Genomic DNA, 24,755 nt, shown 5'->3' on the forward strand with positions numbered 1-24,755 from the left:
GACACGACAGGAGCTGGCTTTGTTTGGTAATGAAGAACCCTATTCAGTAACGGGTAATACCATTCTACTGAAAGACGAAAATAAGAAACTGCTTTTAATTACTGGTCCTCGTTACCAAAACATACTGGTTTCGCGAGGTTCAGTTGAATTTACAGACTTACCTGCTGAGCGTCGCCCAGGCTTAAGGCTTGTTTCCCTGCAAGAAGTCTTTAAGAAAGAAAAGACTTATTTTTTCGTTCGCGCCGGCGGCATTGAGTATCAAGTAGACCTTAAATTCGAAGACAGCCCTATTACTGAAATGAAGTTTTAAGGGGCAACAGGAGTAATCAGAGTGACACATAAAATCTGTGCTGTTATCTGGTTACTCTTTACTCTTCCTCTAACAGCAAATGGCCAAAACTTTTTTAACCTTAACGAAACCCAAGACGGCCAGTTAACCTTTTCTTATCAATGGCGTGACTTTAACGACAGTCAGCAATCCTTTGACTTCCAGGTCGATAAAAGAGAGTTCCTGCAACCTTTAAAGCGTTATCGCGGATTTAATCTGGAGCGCAGTCAACGCGAGCTTACTCACCAGTTGAATCGCTACATCCGGCAGCAACAATGGCAGGGTATTCAGGCTCGCCTTACACCCCGTCAACAGTCAGTAGAGCTGGTCACCGCCAATAGCAGAACTCAGGAAAAACAAGCACAGCTGACTGAATACAAAAGGCTTTTACGCGAATACTACAATGAACGCTGGAATGATTATTTAGAAGCCAACTTTTATCGTCAGCTCACTCTGCCTCCGGGTGAACAGGGCATTATTCCCGACCACCCCGCTATTGCCAGCGAAATGACGGCTGTATTACGCCCGTTAATACAAGCTATTGGAGAGCAGCTAGGTAACAACACACAGCGCAATTACATCAATTACATCGCCAGCTTTATTCAGCAGATCCCTTATAACGACTTGAGCAGTAAGCTTGATAGCCGTGGAGATGGCTTCGTACCCCCTAACCAGCTGCTCTACTATAATCAGGGCGACTGCGACAGCAAAGTCACGTTAATGAGCTCGGTAATTAAAGAAATTATTGAGACCCCAAAAATGGCAATCATTTACCTGCCCAACCATGCGGTTTTCGGTATATCTATTAGTAGCAGAAGCGATGACATTAGCGTGAAACACAATGGCGTGAATTACATACTAGTAGATGTTACTGGCCCGGCGGCAATGCCTCTGGGCCAGGTTGGAGGAGAAACCGAGTTTCAGGTCAACACTGAGCAATACACGGTTGTGCCCATTAACTGATTAAAGATGCTCTTCTGCGAACTTAGCTAACGGACTGCGCACCACCCCATTCAAGTTAACTGTTGCACTACCGGGGTAGTCTTTAAAGCGCTCAACAATATAAGTTAAACCTGAAGTCACAGCCGTTAAGTAATAACTGTCAATTTGTGCCAAATTACCCGATACCACCAGCTTAGTATTTTCACCACAACGCGTTATTAGGGTTTTCAACTGAGACGCCGTTAAGTTCTGCGCTTCATCCAGAATGACTATAGCGTTCTGTATGCTGCGTCCGCGCATAAAGTTGAGTGACTTAAACTGAATATTGGCTTTTTTCATAATATAGTTCAGGCTCGACTCCATACTCTCATCGTGTTTATGCAAAGCCTCCAGGGAATCTGTTATTGCCGATAACCAGGGCGCCATTTTTTCCTCTTCGGTGCCCGGCAAGTAGCCAATTGACTCGGCAATTTCCGGGGTATTGCGGGTCACGATAACTTTCTCATAAATTCCCTGCTCTACCACCATTTGCAAGGCCGCTGACAAAGCCAGGAAAGTTTTTCCACTGCCAGCAGGACCAGTCAGAATGACCATATCCATGCTGGTATCAAGCAATGCATGCAACGCCATGGCCTGATAGATGTTCTTAGGGTGAACACCCCAGGCGCCGTAAGACATCATGCGCTCGACGCTCAAGTCCATTAAAGTAACGGTGTCGTTGTCGTACTCCTCTACCCGGGCCGCAAAGCTGTCTGTTGAGTCAATAATGTATTCATTGGCAAAAATTTGCGGCAGTAAGTCCCGGCTTACGGTGTGATACGCATCGCGACCTTCCTGTTGAGTTTTTACCTCGCCCACCTGCGACCAAAAGTCCCCTTCAAATTTATAGAAGCCTTTGGTCAGCAATCGAATGTCATCAATAAGCTGGTCGGTACGATAATCTTCAACAAATTTCATGCCCGCGCCTTTGGCTTTCAGGCGCATATTGATGTCTTTGGTTACCAGCACCACACCGGCCGGGGTTCGCTCGCGCTGAATTTCCAGAGCGGCCTGAATAATCCGGTGGTCATTTTCCGCTAACGAAAGCACCGACTCGGTTTGCTCAAGCTGATAATCGGGGAAAATAGCCAGGGTTCCGTTCGCCGTATGCTCACCATGCATTCTGCTTAAGGGCACTCCAGCAACAATTTCCTCTGGTGTTGCTTCTTTTAACACTTCTTCTAAAGAGCGAATAGCCACCCGCGCTTCCCGGCTGACGTCCTTATTCCGATCTTTGATCTTGTCGAGTTCCTCCAGAACCACCATGGGAATAATAACGTTGTGTTCATCGAAATTAAGGAAGGCGAGCGGGTCGTGCAGAAGAATATTGGTATCCAGGATAAAGAACTTGCCGGTGTTTTTAGTCATTAGCGCATACCTTTGCTGTGATTATTCTTTTCTTACAGCTTAGCCTAAAATTCATGACATAACGGTTACAGAAATAAATTTTTCCTCGGAATTGGTGACTGAATTAAGTACCATTGCGGCCTTGGAAAATGGCATGCGGGAGTGTGTAGTGAGCGAGTTTAGAGTTGGACAGCGTTACCTCAGTGAAACTGAAACCGAATTAGGGCTGGGTATGATAACTCAGGCCGAAGGTCGTCACTTAACCGTGATGTTCCCTGCCACCGGTGAAGTGCGACTGTACTCTGCTCAGGATGCGCCTCTGGCTCGATATCAGTTGCAAGTTCAACAGCAAGGTAAGCACGCCGACGGCTGGAGCTTCACTATTCAGGAGCTGACTGAATCACAGGGTATTGTGACTTACCACGGACTGCGTGATGACAACCAGGAGTCAGTTGTTGTTCCTGAAACTCAACTCTCGCATCAAGTTGACAGTAATCCGGCATTAACTCGTTTGCTTGCTGGTCAGGCCGACCGACTCGATATGTATCAATTGCGCTGTGAGGCTGGTGAACATTTGGCGCATCACCAGGCAAGCGAGGTGGCCGGCTTATTAGGCGTTCGTACCCATTTGCTGCCGCATCAGCTGTATATTGCTAAGACGGTCGCTGATCGCTATCACCCACGCGTGCTTTTGGCCGACGAAGTGGGCTTAGGAAAAACCATTGAAGCCGGCATGATCATTAAACGCCGATTGACCACCGGCCGCTCTCAACGCGCACTCATTGTTGTGCCTGAGTCTCTTATGCACCAATGGTTAGTGGAGCTACGTCGCCGCTTTGCACTGAACTTTACCCTGTTTGATGACGAACGTTGTGAGCAAGCGGAAGCCGACAGTGAAAATCCTTTTCTGACCGAACAACACATTATTATCAGTAGTCGGTTTATGCATGAGTCACGCTGGAATGAGGCCTTACTCGATGCGGAATTTGATCTGCTGATTATTGATGAAGCCCACCATCTGCAACCGGATGCTCCTGAATTCAGCGCCGTAAAAAGCCTTTGCGAAGCAGTGCCCAGTTTGCTGCTGCTGACGGCAACACCAGAACAAGAAGGTGCTGAGGGACATTTCCAGCGACTGCAGTTACTGGATCCGGACAGGTTCTCCGATTTCGCCAGTTTTCAGCAAGAACAGGCGCATTATAAAGAGTTAGCAGAACAAGCTGAGTCAGTGACTGACCCGGCAGAGCTTGATGACCTGCTCGATAAACACGGCACAGGCCGCGTTATGTTCCGTAATCGTCGGGCCGATATCGGCGGTTTCCCTGAGCGTCATTTTCATCCGGTAGAACTGGATGAGTGTGAACCCGATGACGACATGCCCTGGTGGATGGAAGATCCGCGTATTGACTGGTTATTGGAGCACATTAAGCAAAACCGCTCAGAAAAAGCGCTGCTAATCTGTAAAACTGCGGAGCAAGTGCTGGATTTGTCTGAAGCTCTGCGCGTACTCGCAGGTGTGCACGCGGCCACCTTTCATGAAGGAATGACGCTGACCGAACGAGACCGTTCTGCCGCCTTTTTTGCGAGCGAAGAAGATGGCAGCCCTATCCTACTGTGCTCAGAAATTGGCAGTGAAGGCCGCAATTTTCAGTTCGTGCATCAACTGATCTTATTCGACTTACCAGCCAACCCCGACTTGCTGGAACAGCGTATTGGTCGTTTAGACCGTATTGGCCAGCAGCAGGACATTGATATTTACCTACCTTATTGTAGAGGCTCTGCCGAAGCTATATTGCTGCCATGGTACGAGCAGGGAATGAATGCCTTCACTCAGTGTAATGCGATAGGCCGTAAACTGTACGACGCTTTCGGCGCTGAAATTGAGCAGGCTATTACTGAACAGCAGCCTTTAAGTTCTGAACTATTAGAGCAGACAAAAGAGCTGCACAAAACCTGGCTGGAGCACAACAGGGAAGGTCAGGACAAGCTGCAGGCACTCAATGCTTGTCGCCCGGAAACCGCAGAAAAAATCATAGAGCAAATTCATAGCGACAGCGATACCGATACGCTCGCCGATTTCATGATTGCCTTCTTTGACCGTTTTGGTGTTAATAACGAAGTTCTGGATGAAGAACGCTGGTTTATTCGCCCGGGAGAACACATGCGTGTTGGCAGTCTGCCTGGTTTGCCTGACGACGGTATTACCATAACCTTTGACAGGGTTACCGCGCTGAACTTTGAAGATACCGACTTTCTGAGCTGGGATCACCCGATGGTACAAGCGGCGCTCGAGTTGCTGACTGCTGATGACTTTGGCAGCACTTGTGTGGCCGAGTTAAAAAACCCGGCAATTCCGGCGGGCAGCTGGTTCCTTGAATTAGACTTTGCCAGCATAGTTCCTGCGCCTAAAGCCGCGGCCCTACAGGAGTTTTGCCCACTGCAAAGCCTGCGGCTTCTGTTTAATGGTCAGGGTCAGGAGCTCTCTGCCAAAGTATCGCGCGAGCTACTGGATCAGCAGTCTAACTTCATTGATAAGAAAACCGCCCGTCAGGTATTGCGCCAGCTAAGAGATGCAGCGCAAAAGCTTATCCAGTCAGGCCAACAACAAGCACGCAAATGGCAGCAAGAGCAACTGGAGCAGGTAAGACAAGAGGCTACAGCGGCACTGCAACATGAACGCCAACGACTGCTCGACTTGCAGAAGAAAAACCCGTCGGTACGCAGCAGTGAAATAGAAGCTATAAACTGGCGCGAAGAGCAGATTACAGCGGCACTGGAAAGTCCGCAGTTGTCGCTACAGGCTGTTCGCATTTTGGTGAACAACCATTAATGACGCTGCTTCACTATGAGCCACCAACAACGCCATTTCTTCAAGTTATTTATGAAGACGCTCAGTTGTTGGTGGTTGATAAACCCAGCGGACTATTGAGTGTTCCGGGAAAACGACCGCAGCATAAAGATTCCACTTATACTCGAGTGCAGCGGGTACACCCGGAAATTAGAGTGGTTCATCGGTTGGATATGGCTACCTCAGGTATTTTGTTACTGGCAAAAACCAAAGCTGCACAAAGCCACCTGAACAAACAATTTCAGGACCGCACAACCCACAAAAAATACATTGCCAAGGTATGGGGGGAGCTACCTGCTTCACAGGGCGAAGTTGAACTCCCGCTTTCCTGCGACTGGCCGAATCGCCCGCGCCAGCATATGGATTTTTTCACCGGCAAACCAAGTACGACCTTCTACCGGGTGAGTGAATTTGACGGCAAGTGTAGTCGCGTTGAACTGACCCCATACACTGGCCGCTCGCACCAGCTTAGAGTTCATATGCAGGCCATTGGCTGCCCGATATTAGGCGATAAATTCTATGCGCACAGCGAGGCGTTTTCTGCCGCTGAACGCTTATTGCTGCATGCTGAGGACCTTTGCGTAACACACCCACAAACTGAACAACCTATAGCCTTTCATAGCCCGGTTCCGTTTTAATACTTTGCGCTCAAGCTGACGCCGCTGTGGCCGATATAAGCTGCATGAAGCGTTATTCATTATTGCTACTCGCGGCACTGTGTATCAGTCCCGCAGTCAGCCAGGACGACTTACAACGTTATTTACCGCAAGACCAGCTACACTGGTTGTCCGGTAATGACGACCAACGCTATTTGGTTTTAAAGAAAGAATACCTACAGGCTTTTGAGCGCGGTCAAATCGTGCTTATACCCGACTGGCACTATCATCCCTTGCAGTCTTTTTATATTCGCCCGGTGTATGAAAACGCACCGGATTTTGGCTGGACCACCTGGGCGCTCACTCCGCCGGAAAATGACATACGCACGGACAATCTGCAGACCCCCGCCAGTGCCACACACTTTCCTGAAGCAGCTGATGAAGAGGTCTTCGAGCCTCTGGTTGGCGCCTTGCAACAACGCATGACACTGCTTCTGGACGAGACCTTAAGCCGGCCGGGCTTCTCAGTGTGGGTGGTTGAAGGTATTACAGCGGATATTACTTTGCGACTGTTAGAAAGTGATCCGTCGATAATGCCGGATGCTATCGTCCTGATTAATGCTTATGTTCCGCAATTTCAGTATAACCGCGCTCTTGCCGACCGTATTAGTCAGTCACAACTGCCGGTTCTGGATATTCGCAGTGCTGAAAGTAATCAATGGATAAGCAAGCACTGGCAACTGCGCAAAAAGCTGGCGAGTAAATATCAGCACCCGGCTTACCGGCAGCGACAACTTATCAACTCCGGGAATGCCGGGCAGCGTGAGTTAATCTCAACCATAAAAGGCTGGCTTGAGTTTCACGGCTTTTAGCAGCAATCTTTTAACGAATATCCCGCTTTTCTTTGATTTTTTCATAAGCCGCCTGAATATCCTGCGCCCGTTGCTGAGCCTGCTTCATGACTTCTTCAGGTAAGCCTTTCGATGCCAGCTTGTCCGGATGATGTCGGGCCATAAGTTTACGATAAGCCTTTTTAATTTCAGCGTTACTGTTCTGGGCGGTCACCCCAAGCACTTCATAGGCGTTGTTAATTTCATCCTGACTGGTGGTTTTACGCTGTTGTTGATGCTGCTGACGGCGATGCTGATGAAAACGAAAAGCCGCTTTTTCCATCATTAACCATTGGTCTAACTGAAAGCGCGTAAAGCCCAGAGACTTAGCAACGTTAACCAGCACTTCATGCTCCGACTTTTCCAGAATTCCGTCATTCAATGCCAGACCAATTAACTGCTCCATGAAAAGCTGCAAGACATCCCGGTTGCCGTAAAAGGACGCACTAAAATCTTTCATGACCTGCTGCAAAGGAAATGTCGGTTCTTTACCTTCTCTGAACGCTTCCTGCGCTTCACGGGTTGCATCAGAACTTAAGTTCAGGCGCCGCATAAGCTCCTGCGCCTGCGCAATGTCACTGGTTGTTACTTTTCCTTTTGCCTTGGCAACATGACCCATTACAGCAAACAAGGTGTAAATGAAGTTGGCATCCCCGGCAGCCTTCTCTGCACCGTATAAAAAGCGTCCCCAGGCGCCTTTTTGGGAAAAGTCCTGAGCCATTCCCCGATCAAACCAATGGCCAATCAGAACGCCTAAAATAGCGCCCGGCCATTTCATAAATGCAAAACCTGCCAAGGCTCCTACTACTTTTCCCCAAACCATGTTATTTCTCCAACTGCTGGTTAAGTTGATGCAGCCGCTCAGGGGTCCCTACGTCGGTCCAGTGCCCTTCCCAATAGCTTGCCGCTAACCTGCTTTGATTTATTGCCCGGTCAAAGAAGGTTTTAAGTGGCTGCTTTCCCTGAGGGTATGGTTCCAGCAGCTCTTTTCGGTATAAGCCAACACCGGAAAACGTCTTGCGGTCGTTTCCGTCATTAACCAACAAACCATTTTCTAAAGCAAAGTCGCCCTCTGGGTGATGAACTGGGTTCTTAACCATGATCAAATGCGCCAACTGTTCTGCTTCCAGTTGAGTCGGCAGATCACGGTAATCCCAGTCGGTCCAAATATCTCCGTTAATGACCCAGAAAGGTTCATCACCTAACAAGGGCAAGGCTTTAATAATGCCACCAGCAGTTTCCAGCCCACCTTCCGGTTCTGCGGAAAAAGAAACCTGTAACCCCCACCGACTGCCGTCACCAACAAAGTTCTCAATTTGCTCACCGTGCCAGGCATGATTAATAACAACCTCATTCACGCCAGCCTGCGCCAGCTTTTCTAAGTGATAAGCCAACAATGGTTTACCCGCTATGGGTAGTAAAGGTTTAGGCTGATTATCGGTTAACGGCCGCATGCGACTGCCTCGGCCAGCGGCTAAGATCATTGCTCTCACTTTGCTTCCTTCCAGGCCGGTATGACACGTTTTTCCAGCCATTGGTTATAATCCGACAACTGTGAATAGTTAGCGCTTACTCGCTGTAAATAACCTAAAGTTCTGGGTACGTCTTGTAAGTAACCCGGCTTGTGGTCACGATGAGCCAGGCGAGCGAAGATACCTGCGGCCTTAGTGTGACGCTGTAAGCCCATCCAGTCGAACCAATGCTGCCATTGTTCAGGCTCAATCTGAGCAGCTAAATGATTTGACTCAACGAGCTGTTGCCGTAAGCCCTCACCCAGTTCAGCCACCCATTCATCTGGCCACTCAATATAGCAATCTCGTAACAGCGATACCGCATCGTAGGTGACCGGTCCCAACACTGCATCCTGAAAATCAATAACCCCAATGCTGTCGTCATCCAACAGCATTAAATTACGTGAGTGGTAGTCTCTGTGCACGCCAACCTGAGGTTGCTCCAGCGCGTTATCAATCAGTTGCTGGCTGAATTGCTGCCAAATTTCCTGGTCTTCATTATTCCAGTTAAGGTTTAAGTGAGTCTGGAGCAGCCAGTCTTTAAACAACGACAACTCGCGTTTGAGCAAAGCCGTGTCGAACGCAGGCAATTCACCTAACTCGGTACTGCGTACTGACATAATATTCGGCAAAGCCGCTAAAGCTTGCTGGTAATACTGCCGGGCATTACGAGGGTGCAGCTTACTGAGCAACAAAATCTGGCCGAAATCTGACTGCAACATAAAACCTTGCTCGGTATCGGCTGCGATAATTTCAGGCACAGTAACGCCAGCATCAGCGTAAGCTTGTGCAACCGCCAAAAAAGGTTCCATAGGTTCTTTTTCCGGTGGACAGTCAACCGCTATCAGGCTTTCCTTTCCGTCAGTTGCCCGAAAATAACGACGGAAACTGGCATCGCCGGATACAACCTCTAAAGTCGGCTGGGGAACCCCGGTCTGGGCTTCGCACCAAGCCTGCAGAGCCACTTCTCGTTTGTCTTCCAAATTATCCTCCACCAAATTTTGTCGCAAAGCCTTAAAACTAGCAGTGTACCAAATAGCGAAACAAACAAAATTGCTTTATTATACCCTCGCGCTGCAAAACAGAATAAATGCATTTAATAACAACGAACGGAAGATTCAATTGCTGCTAAGGTTTATTACTCCGCTGATGCTACTGTCGTTTACTGGCGATGCGCTAGCGGCTTTACAAAATCAAAACGTGCAACAAGGCATGGCTTGTGAGGCTTCCCGGCCCGCAGAAAATGTAATTGGTTCAGTGCAACTGCAGCAAACTGAAGCAGGCACTATTGGCGTTGAATCGCGCAGCGCCGAAATTTTTGCAGATGAAAAAGCGTACTTTACCGGTAATGTTATCATTCACCGTGATGGGCAATGGCTATCCACATCAGAAGCGACTATCGACCAGCAAAAAGGGGAGATTTTTGCCTCTGACGGTATTACCTTTAGTGACGGCTACCTTAACGTCAAAGGCGATTCTTTATTTCTCGACCTGAATGAAGACAGAGCAGAGCTTTATAATAGCGATTATCGTCTGCAGGACCATAATGCCCGTGGCCATGCTGAACGTCTCTCTTTATCGCGACAAGAGGTGTTACTGCAAGACTCAAGCTTTACCACTTGTCCCGGAGATTCACCGGCCTGGCAATTACGCGCTCAGCGTATTCAAATTAATGAAACCAGTGATTTCGGGGAAGCCTGGCACGCCCGTTTCGAGCTATTCGATGTGCCCATTCTTTACTTGCCTTACTTTAACTTCCCTATAAGTGACGCGAGAAAAACCGGGCTGCTTTACCCTACTTTTGACTCATCATCTAACAGTGGCTTTGAAGTAGAAATACCTTATTACTTTAATATTGCACCCAATATGGATGCGACTATAGCACCAGTCTATATGTCCGAACGCGGCACTATGTTGAAAGGCGAGTATCGCTATCTGTTTGAGCAAAATGCCGGACAATTCAATTTAGAGTATTTAGGTAATGACGATACCCGCATCGAAAATAAAAAGCGTTACCTTTGGCATGTTCAGCATGCAGCACAAATTAATCCGGACCTGAGCTTTTACCTGGATGCCACCGAAATTAGTGACGACAATTATTTAAACGACTTTGGCAGTGACTTCGCTGGCAGAGCCGATACTCATTTATACCGTGTCGCACAGCTGGACTACGATAACGATAACTGGACCGCCCAGCTGCGGACTGAAGACTATGAACTGATAGGTGATTATCGAAGCCCCTACCGGACACTTCCACAATTGAGCGTGGACTATAGTGCAAAGACTCTTCATGGTTTCAGTGCAGGTATTTATAACGAGCTGACTTATTTTCAGAATCAGGATCAATCACGCGAATACGCTACCCGCGCCCATATTGAGCCAAGTCTAAAGTATCGTTATGAAAAACCGGCCTTCGATACCGAAGCAGAACTGTCTTATCTCTATACGCGCTACTGGCAGGAAAGTCCCGACAGTGCAATTGCGGAAAGTGTCACACGAACGTTGCCAAGAGCACGGGTCAGAGCTCGTATGCACCTGGAAAGGTCTGTTGAAATTGGCAATGAGCAATACCGCCAAACGTTATCGCCGCAAATTCAATACCTTTACGTGCCTTATGAAAACCAACAAGACATCGGTATTTACGACACCTCGTTGTTACAGGACGACTATCATGGTTTATTCCGTAGCCGCAGGTTTTCAGGTCTGGACCGCATAGCAGAGGCCAACCAGGTAACTTACGGAATCAGTAGCAGTTTGTTCACTCAGAATGAACGTGAAATGCTACGCGCCAGTCTTGGTCAAATATACAACATTGAAGACAGTCGCACGCAGCTGTTTGCCGCTAATGAAGAAACCACCACTTCCAGTAACAGTGAGTGGGTGGCCGATATAAACTGGGCGGTTGATGAGAATTGGTCGTTACGCAGCTCAATTCAATACGATACGGAACTTAACAGCACCCGTAAGAGTCAGACCGCGGTAGAGTTTCGCAAAGACGATTCGAACCTGATACAAGTGAGTCACCGCACAGCAACAAATATTTTGAATAACGATATAGAGCAGGTTGGAACACAAGCAGTTTGGTCGGCTAGTTCGCGTTGGCAAGTAGCTGCAAATGTCTTTTACGATCTCACACATGACCGTTTAAATGATGCTATGGTGGGCGTCCAATACAGCAGTTGTTGCTGGGCATTACGAGTTAGTGCTTACCGACGGATAAACCGTGATCTCGAGCCAGCATTTAGTGAGAACCAGATAAACGGCGACACACAGTTTGACAACGGCATTAGTATACAATTTATTATCAGTGGATTAGCTTCTGATAACAGTGGTCTAATTAACATGCTTGAGAAAAGTACGTACGGCTACCGCCGTCCTTTTTATCTCAGTAACTAGTGGTAGGTATAATGAAAAAAATTGCAATGTTTTGTTCAGCAGCAGTGCTGATAGCATCGTCCCTTTTGCTGAATAATAGCGTTCAGGCTCAACAGATTCTGGATCGTGTCGTCGTTATTGTTGACGAAGGCGTGGTTCTGCAAAGCCAAATTGATCATCTGGTTCGGCAAGTAAAAAACAGTCAAAACTTTAATAATGGTAATGCCCCTTCCGATGAGGTTTTGGAAACTCAGGCAATTGAACGTTTAATATTACAGGAAATTCAGCTTCAGATGGCTGACCGCATGGGCATCGAGGTCGATGACGGTCAACTTGAGCAAGCCATTAGCGACATCGCCAACAATCAAAACATCACTGTTGCTGAGCTGCGCGAAGAGATGGTCAATAACGGCATGACCTGGGCTTCGTACCGGGAAAATGTCCGTAATGAAATTGTTATTCAGCAAGTTCAAAGAGCTGCCGTGCGACAACGAGTTGCAATTACGCCTCAGGAAATAAATAACCTGGTAAAACTCATTGATAATAATCAGGAAGTTCAGGAAGAATACCGCTTGGCTCAAATATTAATCGCCGCGGATTCCGATGCTTCGCAAGCTGAACTTGAAAAAGCCAAAGAACGTGCTGATGCCGTTTTAAGCCTTCTTGAAAAAGGGCGGGACTTTTCTGACCTGGCGGTACGTTCTTCATCAGGCTCTGCTGCTTTAGAAGGTGGTGATATGGGCTGGATGACAGCGAACAGTATGCCGACACTATTTGCTGAAGCCGTCGACGGAAAACCCGTTGGTGAAGTTGTTGGTCCTATTCGTAGCGGTATTGGCTTTCACATTCTAAAAGTTCAGGACAAACGTGGCGAACAAACGGTAGAAGTCCAGGAAGTCAAAGCTCGACATATTTTAGTAAAACCATCAGTTATCTTGTCGGACAATAAAGCGAAAGAAATGCTCAACAACTATCGTGAGCAAATTGCCAATGGTGAAAAAACGTTTGCTGAACTTGCCCGAGAGCACTCATCGGATCCGGGTTCAGCCTCACGCGGCGGTGATTTAGGCTGGGCACGTCCTGACAAATACGCGCCAGAATTTAAGCAAAAAGTTGAAACCATTGAAGCAAACACCATAAGCGAACCTTTCCGTACTCAGTTTGGCTGGCACATAGTGGAAGTTACTGAACGCAGAACTCAGGACGCCACTGAAGAAAGCAAACAAGAACGAGCTTATCAAATGCTTTTCAGTCGGAAGTTCCGCGAAGAGTTGGATAACTGGCTACAGGAAAAACGCGAGCAGGCCTATGTCAGAAGAGTTGCTGAGTGAGTCTACCGACACTAGTTTTTACACCGGGTGAGCCGGCAGGTATAGGCCCGGATCTGATTATAAAAATTGCACAGCAGCCCTGGCCGGCTGCTGTGATTGTCTGTGCCGACAAAAACTTATTAAAACAGCGCGCTGAGCAACTCAACCTGCCTATTACTTTGCATCGCTATCGCAAAGGTGAGGACGTGCCGGAACACCAGCCAGGGCATTTATGGGTTGAGCACATCCCTGTATGCGAAGAAGTCACCGCCGGTCAGCTATCTGTATCTAACGGTCATTACGTAGTGGACTGTTTAAAGCGAGCCTCCGATGGCAACCTTGCAGGCGAGTTCGATGCAATCGTCACAGGTCCGGTGCATAAAGGCGTGATTAACCAGGCAGGCGTTGCTTTCTCGGGACACACAGAGTTTTTAGCCCACGAAGCCAACTGCAATGATGTTGTGATGATGCTGGCCACCGAAGGCTTACGCGTTGCTTTGGTAACGACTCATATCCCTTTAGCCTATGTTGCAAAAGCAGTGACCAAAGAGCGCCTGACCAACATTTTAACGATTCTGCATAACGACCTGAGCAAGAAATTTGGTGAGTCCTACCCCAAAATTCTGGTTTGTGGTTTAAACCCTCATGCCGGAGAGTCCGGACACTTGGGCCGTGAAGAGATTGAGACTATATCTCCAGTCATAGAGCATCTGAAGCAACAGGGTATGAACCTACATGGCCCCTACCCGGCGGACACTATCTTTCAGCCCAAATACCTGGAAGACGCCAGTGCAGTAGTTGCTATGTATCATGACCAGGGGCTCCCCGTGCTAAAATATAAGGGCTTCGGTCAAGCGGTAAATATCACTCTGGGTCTACCTTATATACGAACCTCTGTGGACCACGGTACAGCCCTTGAACTGGCTGGAACAGGTAAAATAAATGACGGTAGTTGTCGACTGGCAATGAAAACCGCTATCGATATGGCAAGAGCAGCGTACTATGAGTAAAAACCAAAATGGGAGTAAACACTCAGGCGGGAGCAAAACCCATCTGGGGCACCGTGCACGGAAGCGGTTTGGTCAGAACTTTCTGAACGATGAGCACATTATTGAACAGATAGTTGATGCCATTAACCCTCAAGCTGGTGAAAACCTCATTGAAATTGGTCCGGGGCTAGCAGCGTTAACCGAACCCACAGTGGATCGCGCCGGCCATCTGAAGGTCATTGAAATTGACCGAGACCTGGTTGAGCGTCTTCAACACCATCCTTTTTTAAGTGCGAAACTCGAAGTGATACAGGGAGACGCATTAAGCATCGACTTTAGCCAGTTTGCAGAGAAAGCGCAGGCAAGAGTATTCGGTAATTTACCTTACAATATTTCGACGCCTTTGATTTTCCACCTGCTAAAATTTGCAGAGCACATACAGGACATGCACTTTATGCTGCAAAAAGAGGTTGTGGATCGCCTGGCTGCAGAACCCGGCTCAAAAAGCTATGGTCGAATTAGCGTCGGCGTGCAACAAGCCTGCAGAGTAACACCTGTAGTTTCGGTTCCACCGTCAGCCTTTACACCGCCACCTAAAGTTGAGTCTTCCGTCGTTCGTTTAGAGCCATACAAAGACAGCCCCCACCCGGTGAAAGACAAAGCTCAGCTACACAGCTTATGTTTGACAGCATTCAATCAACGCCGTAAAACAATACGTAACAACTTAAAACAGCTGGTTCCTGCAGAGCAACTCGAAGCGCTTGGCATTAATCCTGGCGCCAGACCAGAGACGTTATCGGTGGATGACTACTGCAGAATATCGGACTGGCTCACAGAACAAGCGGAAAAGAATGACAGTCAGTAAAATTGAAATTGATGTAAAAACGCAATATTTAGCGGCGCAGTCGAACCCTGATGCCGGCCAGTACGTGTTTTCTTATACGATAACCATAACCAATGAATCCAGTCAGTTGGTACAATTGCTTGCCCGTGAATGGCGAATTACTGATGCAGACAGTAAAATAACCCGGGTAGCTGGTGACGGTGTTGTCGGTCAACAACCGAAGCTTGAGGCAGGAGAGTCTTTTAGCTATACGAGCGGTACGGTCCTGGCAACACCTATTGGTACTATGGAAGGTCATTATTTGATGATAGATGCCCAGGGCGAGCAGTTTAAAACACCGATTCCCTCATTCCGGTTGGCTATTCCTAATATTATTCATTAACTATGAGCCATTACATTGTTGGAGATATTCAAGGCTGCTTCCGCGAACTTGAAGCTCTGCTAACCAAAGTCAGTTTTAACCCAGAAAACGATACTCTATGGTGCGTTGGGGATATTGTTGCGCGCGGTCCGGACTCTCGTGATGCACTCAGGTTCTTCTATCAAAACAGCCGTTCAGTGCATACTGTATTGGGCAACCACGACTTAAACTTAATGGCCGTATTACTCGGCTACCGCAAGCCAAACCCGAAGGATAAACTCGACACCTTACTTGCTGATAGCGAACGTTTCCGTTGGCTAGACTGGCTGCGTCAGCAGCCCTTGCTGCAGCAGCTAAAAAGTCATGAAACGGTTATAGCCCATGCAGGAATTTACCCTTGGTGGAAGCTGGAAGAAGCAGCTCAATACGCTAACGAAGTCGAAAATGTTCTTGTCAGCACTCAATTTGAGAGCTTCATGCGCGAACTATTTGGCAACACTCCTGAAAAATGGGACTCAAGTCTGCAAGAATTCGACCGATACCGTTTTATAGTGAACGCATTTACCAGAATGCGTTACTGCAGCCCGGATGGTGAACTCGAATTTTCTAAAAAAGATAATCCGTATCAAAGTTCATCGCAGGATTCGTTTAAGCCGTGGTTTAACTTTTGGCCTGAATCCGATAATCGCGTAATATTTGGACACTGGGCTGCGTTAATGGGTGAGACCCGACGTCAAGATGTAATAGCGCTCGATACTGGCTGTGTCTGGGGTCAGCATATGACGTTATATAACGTTGAAAGTAAGACATTCTTTCATCAACCGGCTTTGTCCGGGAAGTGATAATAATCATGCAGTGCTGAGGAAAGTTTCATGAAAATTACTGTTGCCATGCGAGTCATTGGTGGTTTTGCCATCATTACATTGCTGTTACTCATCATTAGCTTAAGCTCGTTGTTTAATATCAACAGCATTGGCTCATCGGTTGATAATCTCAACGACCAGGCCGTGCCCGCGCTCAATGAAGTAGCTGCCGTCAAAGTGGATATTCTTGAATTGGGCAGCGTGCAATTAGAAACTTTCTATGATGAAAAAGTTGGCGAGGTCGATGCTCACAGAAAAGAATTTGAAGCATCCCGTAGTTCGCTTTTTTCTTCGTTAAACGAACTCAACCGATTAATTCAGGGCGCCGGTCAAGGCGACAGAATTGATGCTATTGAAAAGGACTCTCAGAAGTATGTCGACTTAATCGACCGCTTATTCAATCAGCAACGCGAATACCTGGAACTTCAAACCACAACAGCTTCTCAGTTGGATGAAATTGCATTCAATATCGATGACGCTGCTATAATGCTGCTAGACACCATGGATATGTCTAACAACGAAGTTATTTCACGCGAAGCCAGTAATGTTGAGTCCTCGCTGTCGAGCCTTATCACCTTGATGTACGACTTAAACAAAGCCAACAAACTAGACAGTGCCGAAGTTATTCGTAGTGAAATTGATATTAATATTGACAGTATCCGCCCCCGCTTAGAAGTTTTAGAGAACGAGGCAACCGGCAGAACTGAGACAATGGTTAGTGACGCTATCACGACCGTTCGTAATGCCATCGACAGTCTGCAGGGTAATGGTTCCTATCCCGCAAATGTCATTCGCCGTCAACAACTTCGCGTAGACGCGGAAAACTCACTGAATAGTTCACAAACCCAGTTGAACAAGTTAATGACAGAAACTGATGAGTTGCAGAATGCGGTTCGTGGCATTGCTGAAGACACACGAGTTTCTGTGACAGATTCAATTTCAACCAGCAGCTGGATAAACAGCATTATTACGGTTGTTTCAATTGCACTGGCCATTTTAATTTCCTGGTATACCGTACGCAGTATCAGTCAGCCATTGTCTCGTGTTAACCATATGCTGAATATTATGGCCGACGGTAACCTGACTGAGCGAGTCGACTACAACGCTCAGGATGAGTTTGGTGAACTGGCATCAAACACGAACAAGCTGACCGGCAATTTGCGTAAACTTATTGAAGGTATCGCTAACCGCGCGACTCAATTAGCGACAGCGGCGGAAGAGTCCTCTAATGTCTCTGACGAAACAACGAACGCGATTGATGAGCAGCGCCGTCAAATAGAGCAAGTGGCAACAGCCACCCAAGAAATGAATAATACAGCGAGTGAAATGGCTGATGGCGCTGATCAGGCTCTTCAGGAAATTCAGCACTCCGATGACGAAGCCAAGCGCGTACGGGAAATTTCAGATAAAAACCGTACCACTATCGAAGGCCTGGCTCGCGAAATTCAGAGTGCCTCCGAGGTTATCGATCAGTTATCAGAGAACAGCAAAAATATTGGCGGTATTTTAGATGTTATTCGCGGTATTGCGGATCAGACCAACTTGCTTGCCCTGAACGCTGCTATTGAGGCTGCTCGGGCTGGTGAACAAGGTCGTGGCTTCGCTGTTGTTGCCGATGAAGTTCGTACCCTGGCCAGCCGTACTCAGGAGTCGACCGAAGAAATTCAGGATATGATTGAAAGCTTGCAGAACGACTCTCAACGCGCTGTTAGTGTAATGAATAAGGGCCGCGAACAAGCCGAACTCAGTGTTCAACAGTCGGATGAAGCCGCTCAGGCACTGCAGTCAATCACTGAGTCAGTCCACCAGGCCTCTGACAGCAGTAACCATATTGCGAACGCTGCGAAAGAACAGAGCAGTACCGCACACGATATCAGCGAACGTCTTGAAGCTATTGTTTCTATTGCAGAACAAACCGCTTCTGGTTCGAAACAAACCGCTCAGGCGTCTAACGAAGTAGCGAAACTGGCCGATGAGCTGCAGGACTCAATCAAGAGCTTTAGAGTCTAAAAGCACGGAAATAAAAAAGGTGCCAACTGGCACCTTTTTTATTGTCTGAAACCTTGAACGGTTAAGCTGTTAAGTTAAGTTTTGCGAAGCGACGCTTGCCTACCTGATAAACCCCTGAGTCCTTCTCAGTGCACACATAACGCGAATCACTGAACTTCTCACCATCTACTTTAACGGCATTCTGTTTTATCATCCGTAACGCTTCAGAGGTTGACTGAACTAAGCCTGCTTCCTTTAGCACATTACTTATAGCCATTCCCTCGGTTCCAACTTGCACCGTCTTTTCCGGAATATCATCCGGTAATGCATTCTTTTGGAAGCGCTGAATAAAATCCTGTTCCGCTTTCTCTGCGTCTTCTTCAGAATGGAAGCGTGCAATAATTTCTTTTGCTAACAGTACTTTGACATCGCGTGGGTTTTTACCGTCGGCTACCGCTGCCTTCAATTCATCAATTTCCGTTATGGAGCGGAAGCTGAGCAGCTGGAAGTAACGCCACATAAGCTCATCAGATACCGACATAATTTTACCAAACATGTCATTAGCGGATTCGGTAATGCCAATATAGTTGTTTAATGACTTCGACATTTTCTGAACGCCATCGAGGCCTTCCAGTAACGGCGTCATAATGACAGTTTGTGGACGCTGCCCTTCTTCTTTTTGCAGCTCGCGCCCCATTAGCAGGTTAAAACGCTGATCGGTACCACCAAGCTCAACATCCGCCTTTAGCTCAACAGAGTCCCAACCTTGTACTAACGGGTACAGAAACTCATGAATCGCAATAGACTGATTGTTCTGGTAACGCTTTTTAAAGTCATCACGTTCTAACATACGCGCGACCGTCTGACGGGCAGCTAGCTTAATCATATCGGCAGCCCCCATTTTCGACATCCACTCAGAGTTGAAGCGAATTTCCGTTTTAGCGGGGTCCAGAATCTTAAAAACCTGTTCTTTATAAGTTTCAGCGTTTGCAATAACCTGTTCAGTGGTCAGCGGCTTTCGGGTGACATTTTTGCCTGTGGGATCGCCTATCATGCCGGTAAAGTCCCCTATCAGGAACACAACTTTGTGACCAAAGTCCTGAAACACTCTCAATTTGTTAATTAAGACCGTGTGGCCTAAGTGCAGATCCGGGGCAGTTGGATCAAAGCCAGCTTTCACTATTAGTGGCTTACCACTCGCTAATTTCTCAGCCAGTTCCTGCTCGAGTAAAACTTCTTCGGCACCGCGAGTAATCTCGGCAATAGCTTCCGCCACTTCGGTTTTCATCCTCATCTCCAACTGTAAAAACTGATAAACCAGCCATTTTACGCGATTATTAACACTGTTTTAAGCTTATTAATCTGGTATTCTTCTTTTTTTCGTATTATCCTCGAAACCATAAGGTTATTCCGTGGTCGTAAACAGGTGCGGTAAACCCCGTGTTTGCTGACAAATGTTTACTGGATAATCACAATAAAGAAAGTGAAGTGCGCTAAAATATGACATTGAAATCTGTCACCCAAATTCAGCGGATGTTCCTGCAACTTCCGCATTCTCATAAAATTCTGATCAGTGCGATCAGCGTTGCTCTCCTGCTATTACTGATCATTCCGTCAGAACCGGCGACTGCTTCTAAGAACAGTACGCCAGCGGAACAGTTAATGCCAGGCAAACGCTACCAATTGGAGCTGGCGTTTGAGCAATCAAACTCGAATGAAAATTCTGAGAGCTCCGAGCTTACCTGGCAAACTTATCAAGTTAAGTCCGGCGACAGCCTGGCCAAAATATTCAGTAAAGTGGGCTTTAGCGCTCAACAGCTGTATCGCGTTACCGAGTCGGGTGACGAAGCTAAGTACTTGCGTAAAGTTCACCCGGGCGACTTATTGCGCTTCGCAACTGACGGTGAAGGCGAGCTGGTTCAGCTGGCACATCAAATCAATGATACCGAGACTCTCATCATTACTCGTCAAAGCGACAACTTTGTAGCAGAGGTAGAAACCAAAGAAGTCGAGATTCGTACCGAGTTTACTCACGCCGTTATTGATTCAAGCTTCTGGAACGCAGGCATAGATTCAGGACTGACTGACAATCAAATTATGCGCATTGCTAATATCTTTGGTTGGGATATCGACTTTGCTTTAGATTTACGCAAGAACGATGAGTTTAGCGTGCTTTACGAAACTCACTATGTCGACGGCGAATTTGTCGGTTACGGCAAAATTTTAGCCGCAGAATTTGTTAACCGGGATGAAAACTTCCAGGCGATTTTGCACGACAACGGTCAATATTACACACCGAATGGACGTGCCATGCGCAAAACCTTCTTGCGCTCGCCGGTAAACTTCACCTATATCAGCTCGAGCTTTAACCCTCGACGCTTGCACCCGGTTACCGGTAGAGTACGACCGCATAATGGCATTGATTACGCGGCTTCGACAGGAACACCGGTGATGTCTTCCGGCGATGGAAAAGTTGTAGCTGCAGGTTATACCTCGTTAAACGGGAATTATATTTTTGTTCAACACGGTGAGCGCTACGTTACCAAATACCTGCACCTTAGTCGCAAACACGTAAGAAATGGCGACAGAGTTAAGCAGGGTCAGGTCATTGGACGTGTCGGAGCAACAGGTCGAGTTACCGGCGCTCATTTACACTATGAATTTCTTGTCGACGGCGTGCACCGTAATCCGCGTACCGTTGAGCTGCCCAAAGCCAAGTCATTGGCTGAGTCAGAACTTCCGTCGTTCCGCCAGCATGCGGATCAGGTGATGGCAATACTCAACGACAACAAGCGCGTTTATTTGGCGATGCGATAATGCCTCAGCGTTTTATCGGACTCATGTCGGGCACCAGTATGGATGCTGTTGACGCGGCATTAGTCCAGATAAACGCTCAAGGTCAGGTTAAACTGGAAGCCTGCTACTCTCTGGCGATACCCCAAAACCTCCGCTCTCGTTTACTGACAATAAGTCATACCGACAATTGGATAGCCGATGAGCTGGCAGCTCTGGACGTCGCGTTTTCTGAACACTGCACTCAAGCCGTTAAAGCGCTTTTAGTGAAGGCACGGCTTACACCCGAAAGCATCACCGCAATTGCCAGTCACGGTCAAACGGTACGCCATAAACCCAACTTTAAAACCCCTTATACCTGCCAGATTGGCGACCCGGCCCGCTTGGCAGCTAGCACAAGTATCGATGTCATTTATGATTTCCGGCGCAAAGACATCGCCGCCGGTGGTCAGGGAGCTCCACTGGTTCCTGCTTTTCACAAGCAAGTATTTGCGCATCAGAAGCAAAGTATTGCTGTCATTAATTTAGGCGGTATAGCCAATGTCACCTGGTTAGGTCCAGAAGGCCAGGTGCTCGGCTTTGATACAGGCCCTGCCAATACCTTGCTGGACCAATGGGTTCAGCAGCATTACCCGAATGAAAGTTTCGACAAAGACGCACAGTTTGCTCGCGCAGGTGAAGTTCAGGCTGCGCTGTTAGAACAGTTACTTCAGCACCCCTTCTTTTCAAAACCTGCCCCAAAAAGCACGGGTCGGGAAGAGTTCAACTTAGACTGGCTTAAGCCCCTATTAGAGAAAAAGCAGCTTTCTTTTGACGATGTTCAGCGCACCTTAGTTGAACTTACGGCTATAACGGTCAAAGATGCTCTGAAAACACTACCACAACAACCCCACGCGGTTTATTTTTGCGGCGGCGGCACGAACAACCCGTTACTCATGGAGCGCTTTGCAGAGCTACTGACGCCGGCTAAATGCAATACCACGGAGAACCTGGGAGTGGATCCGCAATGGGTTGAAGCCATGGCCTTTGCCTGGCTAGGCTGGTGCTATGAGCATAAAAAACCGGGTAACCAGCCTGAAGTTACAGGAGCCAGCCACCCGGTTGTTTTAGGTTCTAAAGTTCTGCATCAATAGACGTATTATTCAGCGCCCAATTCTTTAAACGCATCGCGGGTCAGATTCTCATTTCCATCGGCTCCAACCACGATACTGTCTTCAATACGCACACCGCCGTATGGACGCAATTCATCCACCTTATCCCAGTTGATATCAGCACTGTCTTTGTGCTCTTCCAGCAACTGATCGACCACGTATAAGCCCGGCTCAATAGTAAAGACCTGACCCACTTCAATGTCGCGCAGTAAACGCAAGAATGGATGACGTTCGCTACGCTCGTAGCTGTCACCTTTATCGTCTTTCAGGAAGCCACCAACATCGTGCACCTGTAAACCAATAAAGTGACCCAGTCCGTGCGGCATAAAGGCGCTGGTGTAACCTTTGTCGTAAATGCTTTGTGCATCACCTTTAATAAACTCAAAGTCACTTAAAATTTGCGCAACTTTCAAATGCATTGACACATGCAGGTCGTAATAATTCACGCCTGGCTTAATTTCGCTTAATAGCTCCTGCTGAGCCTTATCCATGGCTTCAACTAAGTCTGCGTAGAAACCTTCTTCATAAGCGTAAGAACGGGTTATATCAGAGCAATAACCGCGATATCGTGCGCCAGCATCAATCAAGAACGAGCGAATTTGCTTAGGCGGAACCGTGTCGTAAACATCATAGTGCAAAATTGCTGAGTGGCTGTTCAGAGCAACAATGCTGTTATACGGCACTTGTGACTCGCGAAAGTCGATAGCTCCTAAGTAGGCATGGTGTATTTCCAGCTCACTTTTACCCGCAAAAAATGCTTCTTTGGCTGCAACATGAGCTTTTGCTGCTAAACGGTTGGCTTCGCGCAGATTTTCCACTTCCCACTCGGTTTTTATCGAGCGGTGGAAATGCAGGTGATCAATCAGTGCCTGTGGGTTACGAGCTTTTACTTTCCAGTCACTGACTGGTTGAGCAAAGTCTTCTCCAATAAAGGCTGCCTGTTCCAGGTCACTGCCTAAATCTTCGGTCAACATGCTTAAGTCGTCGATAATTTTTAAATCGACATACTGCTGCCACTCTTCTTCCGGAACGTTAACCGGAGCGTGCCAGAAGTCACGTGCCTGAAATAAGTACACAGTAGGACGCTGACTGCCTTTGCGATAAAAAATCGCACTTTTAGGGCTTTCTGTAACCGGTACCCAATACTTAAACAGAGGGTTAACACGGTACGGCGGCGCGTTGTCATCAAGAAAATCAACCCGGGGTTGCCCCGAGTAAACCAATACGGATTCAAATTGATTGTCCTCTAACGCTTTATCAAAGCGGCTACAAACTGTCTTGATGTGTTCTGCGTACGCGCCCATAAAAAAACCTCACAAAAAATTGTGAGGTTATTCTAGCGGAAAAAGCGCAAACTTTCAGCCGCTCAAGTCTATTGGGGCAGGCGTTAAATCGAAAAGCTGGACCCACAACCGCAGGTCGTGGTTGCATTGGGGTTGTCAACGAAAAAGCGAGAGCCCTGCAGCCCTTCTTCGTAACTGACCACACCGCCCATCAGATATTGTAAACTCATAGGGTCAACCAATAGCGTAACGCCATTTTTCTCTATTTCCATGTCACCCGGGTTTTTCTTTTCATCAAAGGTAAAACCGTACTGGAAGCCAGAGCATCCGCCTCCGGTTACGTAAACACGCAACTTCAAATTTGGGTTTTCTTCTTCAGCAATCAGCTTACCCACTTTGCTTGCCGCTTGCTCAGTAAACTCAATCGGCATCGCCTGTTCTGCTGCACTGCTCATGATTTCTCTACCTTCGTTGAACTCTACGGCTATTTTCTCTTACCTGAGTATTTTGGTCAAGTATCGCCATCGCTCCGCACACCAGGGGTTGTTTCATTACGGCTAATTTCTTTCCAGAAAAAAGCTCTGTCCAGGGTTCCTTTGCCACCTTTGGTTAACCGAACCCTAACTTCAACCCGCTCAGGGGCCAGGCCCTCCGGCATAAAAAAGTCTCCCTCATACAGCGAAAAGTAGCGCATTGAAAAGCTGCGGTCGTCGTCGCCAATGTTCGCCAGATCTAATAAGTCGTAACGCTTTTTTTCTCCGTCGATGCGACCTATAAGCTCGACTGTCACATTACCCTGAACGAAATTACGGCGTTGTTCTATCTGCAATAACGCGAGAGAGAAGTGAAAGTGATTCTCAGAACGGTTCGCGGTGACAGTCAGCGAGTCAATAGTAACCCCGCTTTCCTGCAACTCCGGCGCCATAATTTTCTGATAGAAAGCTAAGTCGCGTCGCAGCCCATAATTATCGTTTTGCAGTGCGGACAGCTCGTCCTGCAGGCTTTGGTTCGCTGAACGTTCAATGTCCAATTCAACCTGCAGCACATGTCTCTGATATTCCATTTGCTCTAGTCGCTGATACAGCTGATCTAACTGCTCTTCCTGTTCTGCAACTTCTTCCTTTAACGCCTGCGCGTGCCATACACCAGCCAAATACGCCAGGTAGACAACCAAAACGGCAGCCAGGATCATTACTAAAAATACCGGGAAGGCTCCCCAGCGCTGTTGCCAGTATTTCAGGTTAAAATAGGGCTTCATAACTTCCAGCTCATTTCCATCAAGCGTTTATGCTGATA

General features: G+C 47.5%; 22 protein-coding genes. 14 read left to right on the forward strand and 8 right to left on the reverse strand.

Annotated elements, in window-relative coordinates; genetic code table 11:
• Nucleotides 1-19 precede the first annotated feature (19 nt).
• Both BM359_RS06830 and BM359_RS06835 read left to right on the forward strand, forming a co-directional pair.
• Complete coding sequence (locus BM359_RS06830; protein ID WP_054489587.1) at nt 20-310, forward strand: hypothetical protein; 291 nt, start codon at nt 20-22, stop codon at nt 308-310.
• Between the two features lie 21 nt (nt 311-331).
• Nucleotides 332-1,291, forward strand: a complete 960-nt coding sequence (locus BM359_RS06835) for a hypothetical protein (RefSeq protein WP_054489589.1) — start codon at nt 332-334, stop codon at nt 1,289-1,291.
• On the opposite strand, the gene BM359_RS06840 is transcribed toward BM359_RS06835, so the two are convergent.
• Nucleotides 1,292-2,677: a PhoH family protein gene (locus tag BM359_RS06840; RefSeq protein ID WP_054489591.1), complete on the reverse strand. Its 1,386-nt coding sequence runs from the start codon at nt 2,675-2,677 to the stop codon at nt 1,292-1,294.
• Nucleotides 2,678-2,825: 148 nt separating this feature from the next.
• Here BM359_RS06840 and rapA point away from each other — a divergent pair, with 148 nt between their 5' ends.
• From rapA to BM359_RS06855, 3 genes are read left to right on the forward strand one after another with little or no spacing between them, the layout of a single operon-like run.
• Nucleotides 2,826-5,486, forward strand: coding sequence for an RNA polymerase-associated protein RapA (gene rapA / locus BM359_RS06845; RefSeq protein ID WP_054489692.1), 2,661 nt, complete (start codon nt 2,826-2,828; stop codon nt 5,484-5,486).
• A complete protein-coding gene (locus BM359_RS06850) occupies nt 5,486-6,142 on the forward strand; it encodes an RluA family pseudouridine synthase (RefSeq protein WP_054489592.1) in 657 nt (218 codons plus the stop codon). Before rapA ends, BM359_RS06850 begins: the two co-directional genes overlap by 1 nt.
• Before the next feature lie 26 nt (nt 6,143-6,168).
• Entirely contained in the window at nt 6,169-6,972 is an 804-nt protein-coding gene (locus BM359_RS06855) for a DUF3530 family protein (RefSeq protein ID WP_234972470.1), read from the forward strand.
• Nucleotides 6,973-6,982: 10 nt separating this feature from the next.
• On the opposite strand, the gene djlA is transcribed toward BM359_RS06855, so the two are convergent.
• Genes djlA through BM359_RS06870 form a run of 3 tightly spaced genes read right to left on the reverse strand, consistent with a single transcriptional unit; the run spans nt 6,983 to nt 9,484 of the window.
• Nucleotides 6,983-7,813: a co-chaperone DjlA gene (gene djlA, locus BM359_RS06860; protein ID WP_054489597.1), complete on the reverse strand. Its 831-nt coding sequence runs from the start codon at nt 7,811-7,813 to the stop codon at nt 6,983-6,985.
• Nucleotide 7,814: 1 nt separating this feature from the next.
• Nucleotides 7,815-8,483 carry an N-acetylmuramate alpha-1-phosphate uridylyltransferase MurU gene (gene murU, locus BM359_RS06865; RefSeq protein ID WP_054489599.1) on the reverse strand — a complete coding sequence of 223 codons (669 nt, stop codon included), beginning with the start codon at nt 8,481-8,483 and terminating at the stop codon, nt 7,815-7,817.
• Nucleotides 8,480-9,484: an aminoglycoside phosphotransferase family protein gene (locus tag BM359_RS06870; protein WP_054489601.1), complete on the reverse strand. Its 1,005-nt coding sequence runs from the start codon at nt 9,482-9,484 to the stop codon at nt 8,480-8,482. The genes murU and BM359_RS06870 overlap by 4 nt, the downstream gene beginning before the upstream one ends.
• Nucleotides 9,485-9,623: 139 nt before the next feature.
• Here BM359_RS06870 and BM359_RS06875 point away from each other — a divergent pair, with 139 nt between their 5' ends.
• Genes BM359_RS06875 through BM359_RS06905 form a run of 7 tightly spaced genes read left to right on the forward strand, consistent with a single transcriptional unit; the run spans nt 9,624 to nt 18,253 of the window.
• On the forward strand, nt 9,624-11,897 hold the full coding sequence (locus BM359_RS06875) for an LPS-assembly protein LptD (protein WP_054489603.1): 2,274 nt from the start codon (nt 9,624-9,626) through the stop codon (nt 11,895-11,897).
• Between the two features lie 11 nt (nt 11,898-11,908).
• On the forward strand, nt 11,909-13,207 hold the full coding sequence (surA, locus tag BM359_RS06880) for a peptidylprolyl isomerase SurA (protein ID WP_054489605.1): 1,299 nt from the start codon (nt 11,909-11,911) through the stop codon (nt 13,205-13,207).
• Nucleotides 13,204-14,196: a 4-hydroxythreonine-4-phosphate dehydrogenase PdxA gene (gene pdxA, locus BM359_RS06885; RefSeq protein WP_054489607.1), complete on the forward strand. Its 993-nt coding sequence runs from the start codon at nt 13,204-13,206 to the stop codon at nt 14,194-14,196. Before surA ends, pdxA begins: the two co-directional genes overlap by 4 nt.
• Nucleotides 14,189-15,040, forward strand: a complete 852-nt coding sequence (rsmA, locus tag BM359_RS06890) for a 16S rRNA (adenine(1518)-N(6)/adenine(1519)-N(6))-dimethyltransferase RsmA (protein ID WP_054489609.1) — start codon at nt 14,189-14,191, stop codon at nt 15,038-15,040. Before pdxA ends, rsmA begins: the two co-directional genes overlap by 8 nt.
• Nucleotides 15,027-15,401 (forward strand): Co2+/Mg2+ efflux protein ApaG, encoded by a 375-nt coding sequence (apaG, locus tag BM359_RS06895; protein WP_054489610.1) that lies wholly within the window; start codon nt 15,027-15,029, stop codon nt 15,399-15,401. Before rsmA ends, apaG begins: the two co-directional genes overlap by 14 nt.
• 2 nt (nt 15,402-15,403) lie before the next feature.
• Nucleotides 15,404-16,222: a symmetrical bis(5'-nucleosyl)-tetraphosphatase gene (locus BM359_RS06900; protein WP_054489612.1), complete on the forward strand. Its 819-nt coding sequence runs from the start codon at nt 15,404-15,406 to the stop codon at nt 16,220-16,222.
• 30 nt (nt 16,223-16,252) lie between these two features.
• Nucleotides 16,253-18,253 (forward strand): methyl-accepting chemotaxis protein, encoded by a 2,001-nt coding sequence (locus tag BM359_RS06905; protein ID WP_054489614.1) that lies wholly within the window; start codon nt 16,253-16,255, stop codon nt 18,251-18,253.
• A 61-nt stretch (nt 18,254-18,314) separates the two neighbouring features.
• Here the strand turns inward: BM359_RS06905 and tyrS are convergent, their stop codons facing one another.
• Complete coding sequence (tyrS, locus tag BM359_RS06910; protein WP_054489616.1) at nt 18,315-19,520, reverse strand: tyrosine--tRNA ligase; 1,206 nt, start codon at nt 19,518-19,520, stop codon at nt 18,315-18,317.
• A 212-nt stretch (nt 19,521-19,732) separates the two neighbouring features.
• On the opposite strand from tyrS, the gene BM359_RS06915 reads away from it, so the two are divergent.
• Nucleotides 19,733-21,049: an OapA family protein gene (locus BM359_RS06915; protein WP_054489618.1), complete on the forward strand. Its 1,317-nt coding sequence runs from the start codon at nt 19,733-19,735 to the stop codon at nt 21,047-21,049.
• On the forward strand, nt 21,049-22,158 hold the full coding sequence (locus BM359_RS06920; RefSeq protein ID WP_054489620.1) for an anhydro-N-acetylmuramic acid kinase: 1,110 nt from the start codon (nt 21,049-21,051) through the stop codon (nt 22,156-22,158). Before BM359_RS06915 ends, BM359_RS06920 begins: the two co-directional genes overlap by 1 nt.
• Nucleotides 22,159-22,163: 5 nt before the next feature.
• Here the strand turns inward: BM359_RS06920 and pepQ are convergent, their stop codons facing one another.
• The 3 genes from pepQ to BM359_RS06935 all read right to left on the reverse strand — a co-directional run bounded on the left by pepQ (nt 22,164) and on the right by BM359_RS06935 (nt 24,717).
• Complete coding sequence (pepQ, locus tag BM359_RS06925) at nt 22,164-23,480, reverse strand: Xaa-Pro dipeptidase (RefSeq protein WP_054489622.1); 1,317 nt, start codon at nt 23,478-23,480, stop codon at nt 22,164-22,166.
• A gap of 83 nt (nt 23,481-23,563) precedes the next feature.
• On the reverse strand, nt 23,564-23,914 hold the full coding sequence (gene erpA, locus BM359_RS06930; protein ID WP_054489624.1) for an iron-sulfur cluster insertion protein ErpA: 351 nt from the start codon (nt 23,912-23,914) through the stop codon (nt 23,564-23,566).
• Nucleotides 23,915-23,970: 56 nt separating this feature from the next.
• Nucleotides 23,971-24,717, reverse strand: a complete 747-nt coding sequence (locus BM359_RS06935; RefSeq protein ID WP_054489626.1) for a DUF6776 family protein — start codon at nt 24,715-24,717, stop codon at nt 23,971-23,973.
• Nucleotides 24,718-24,755: the final 38 nt, after the last annotated feature.

Source organism: Idiomarina abyssalis (assembly GCF_900116625.1).
Taxonomy (GTDB): domain Bacteria; phylum Pseudomonadota; class Gammaproteobacteria; order Enterobacterales; family Alteromonadaceae; genus Idiomarina; species Idiomarina abyssalis.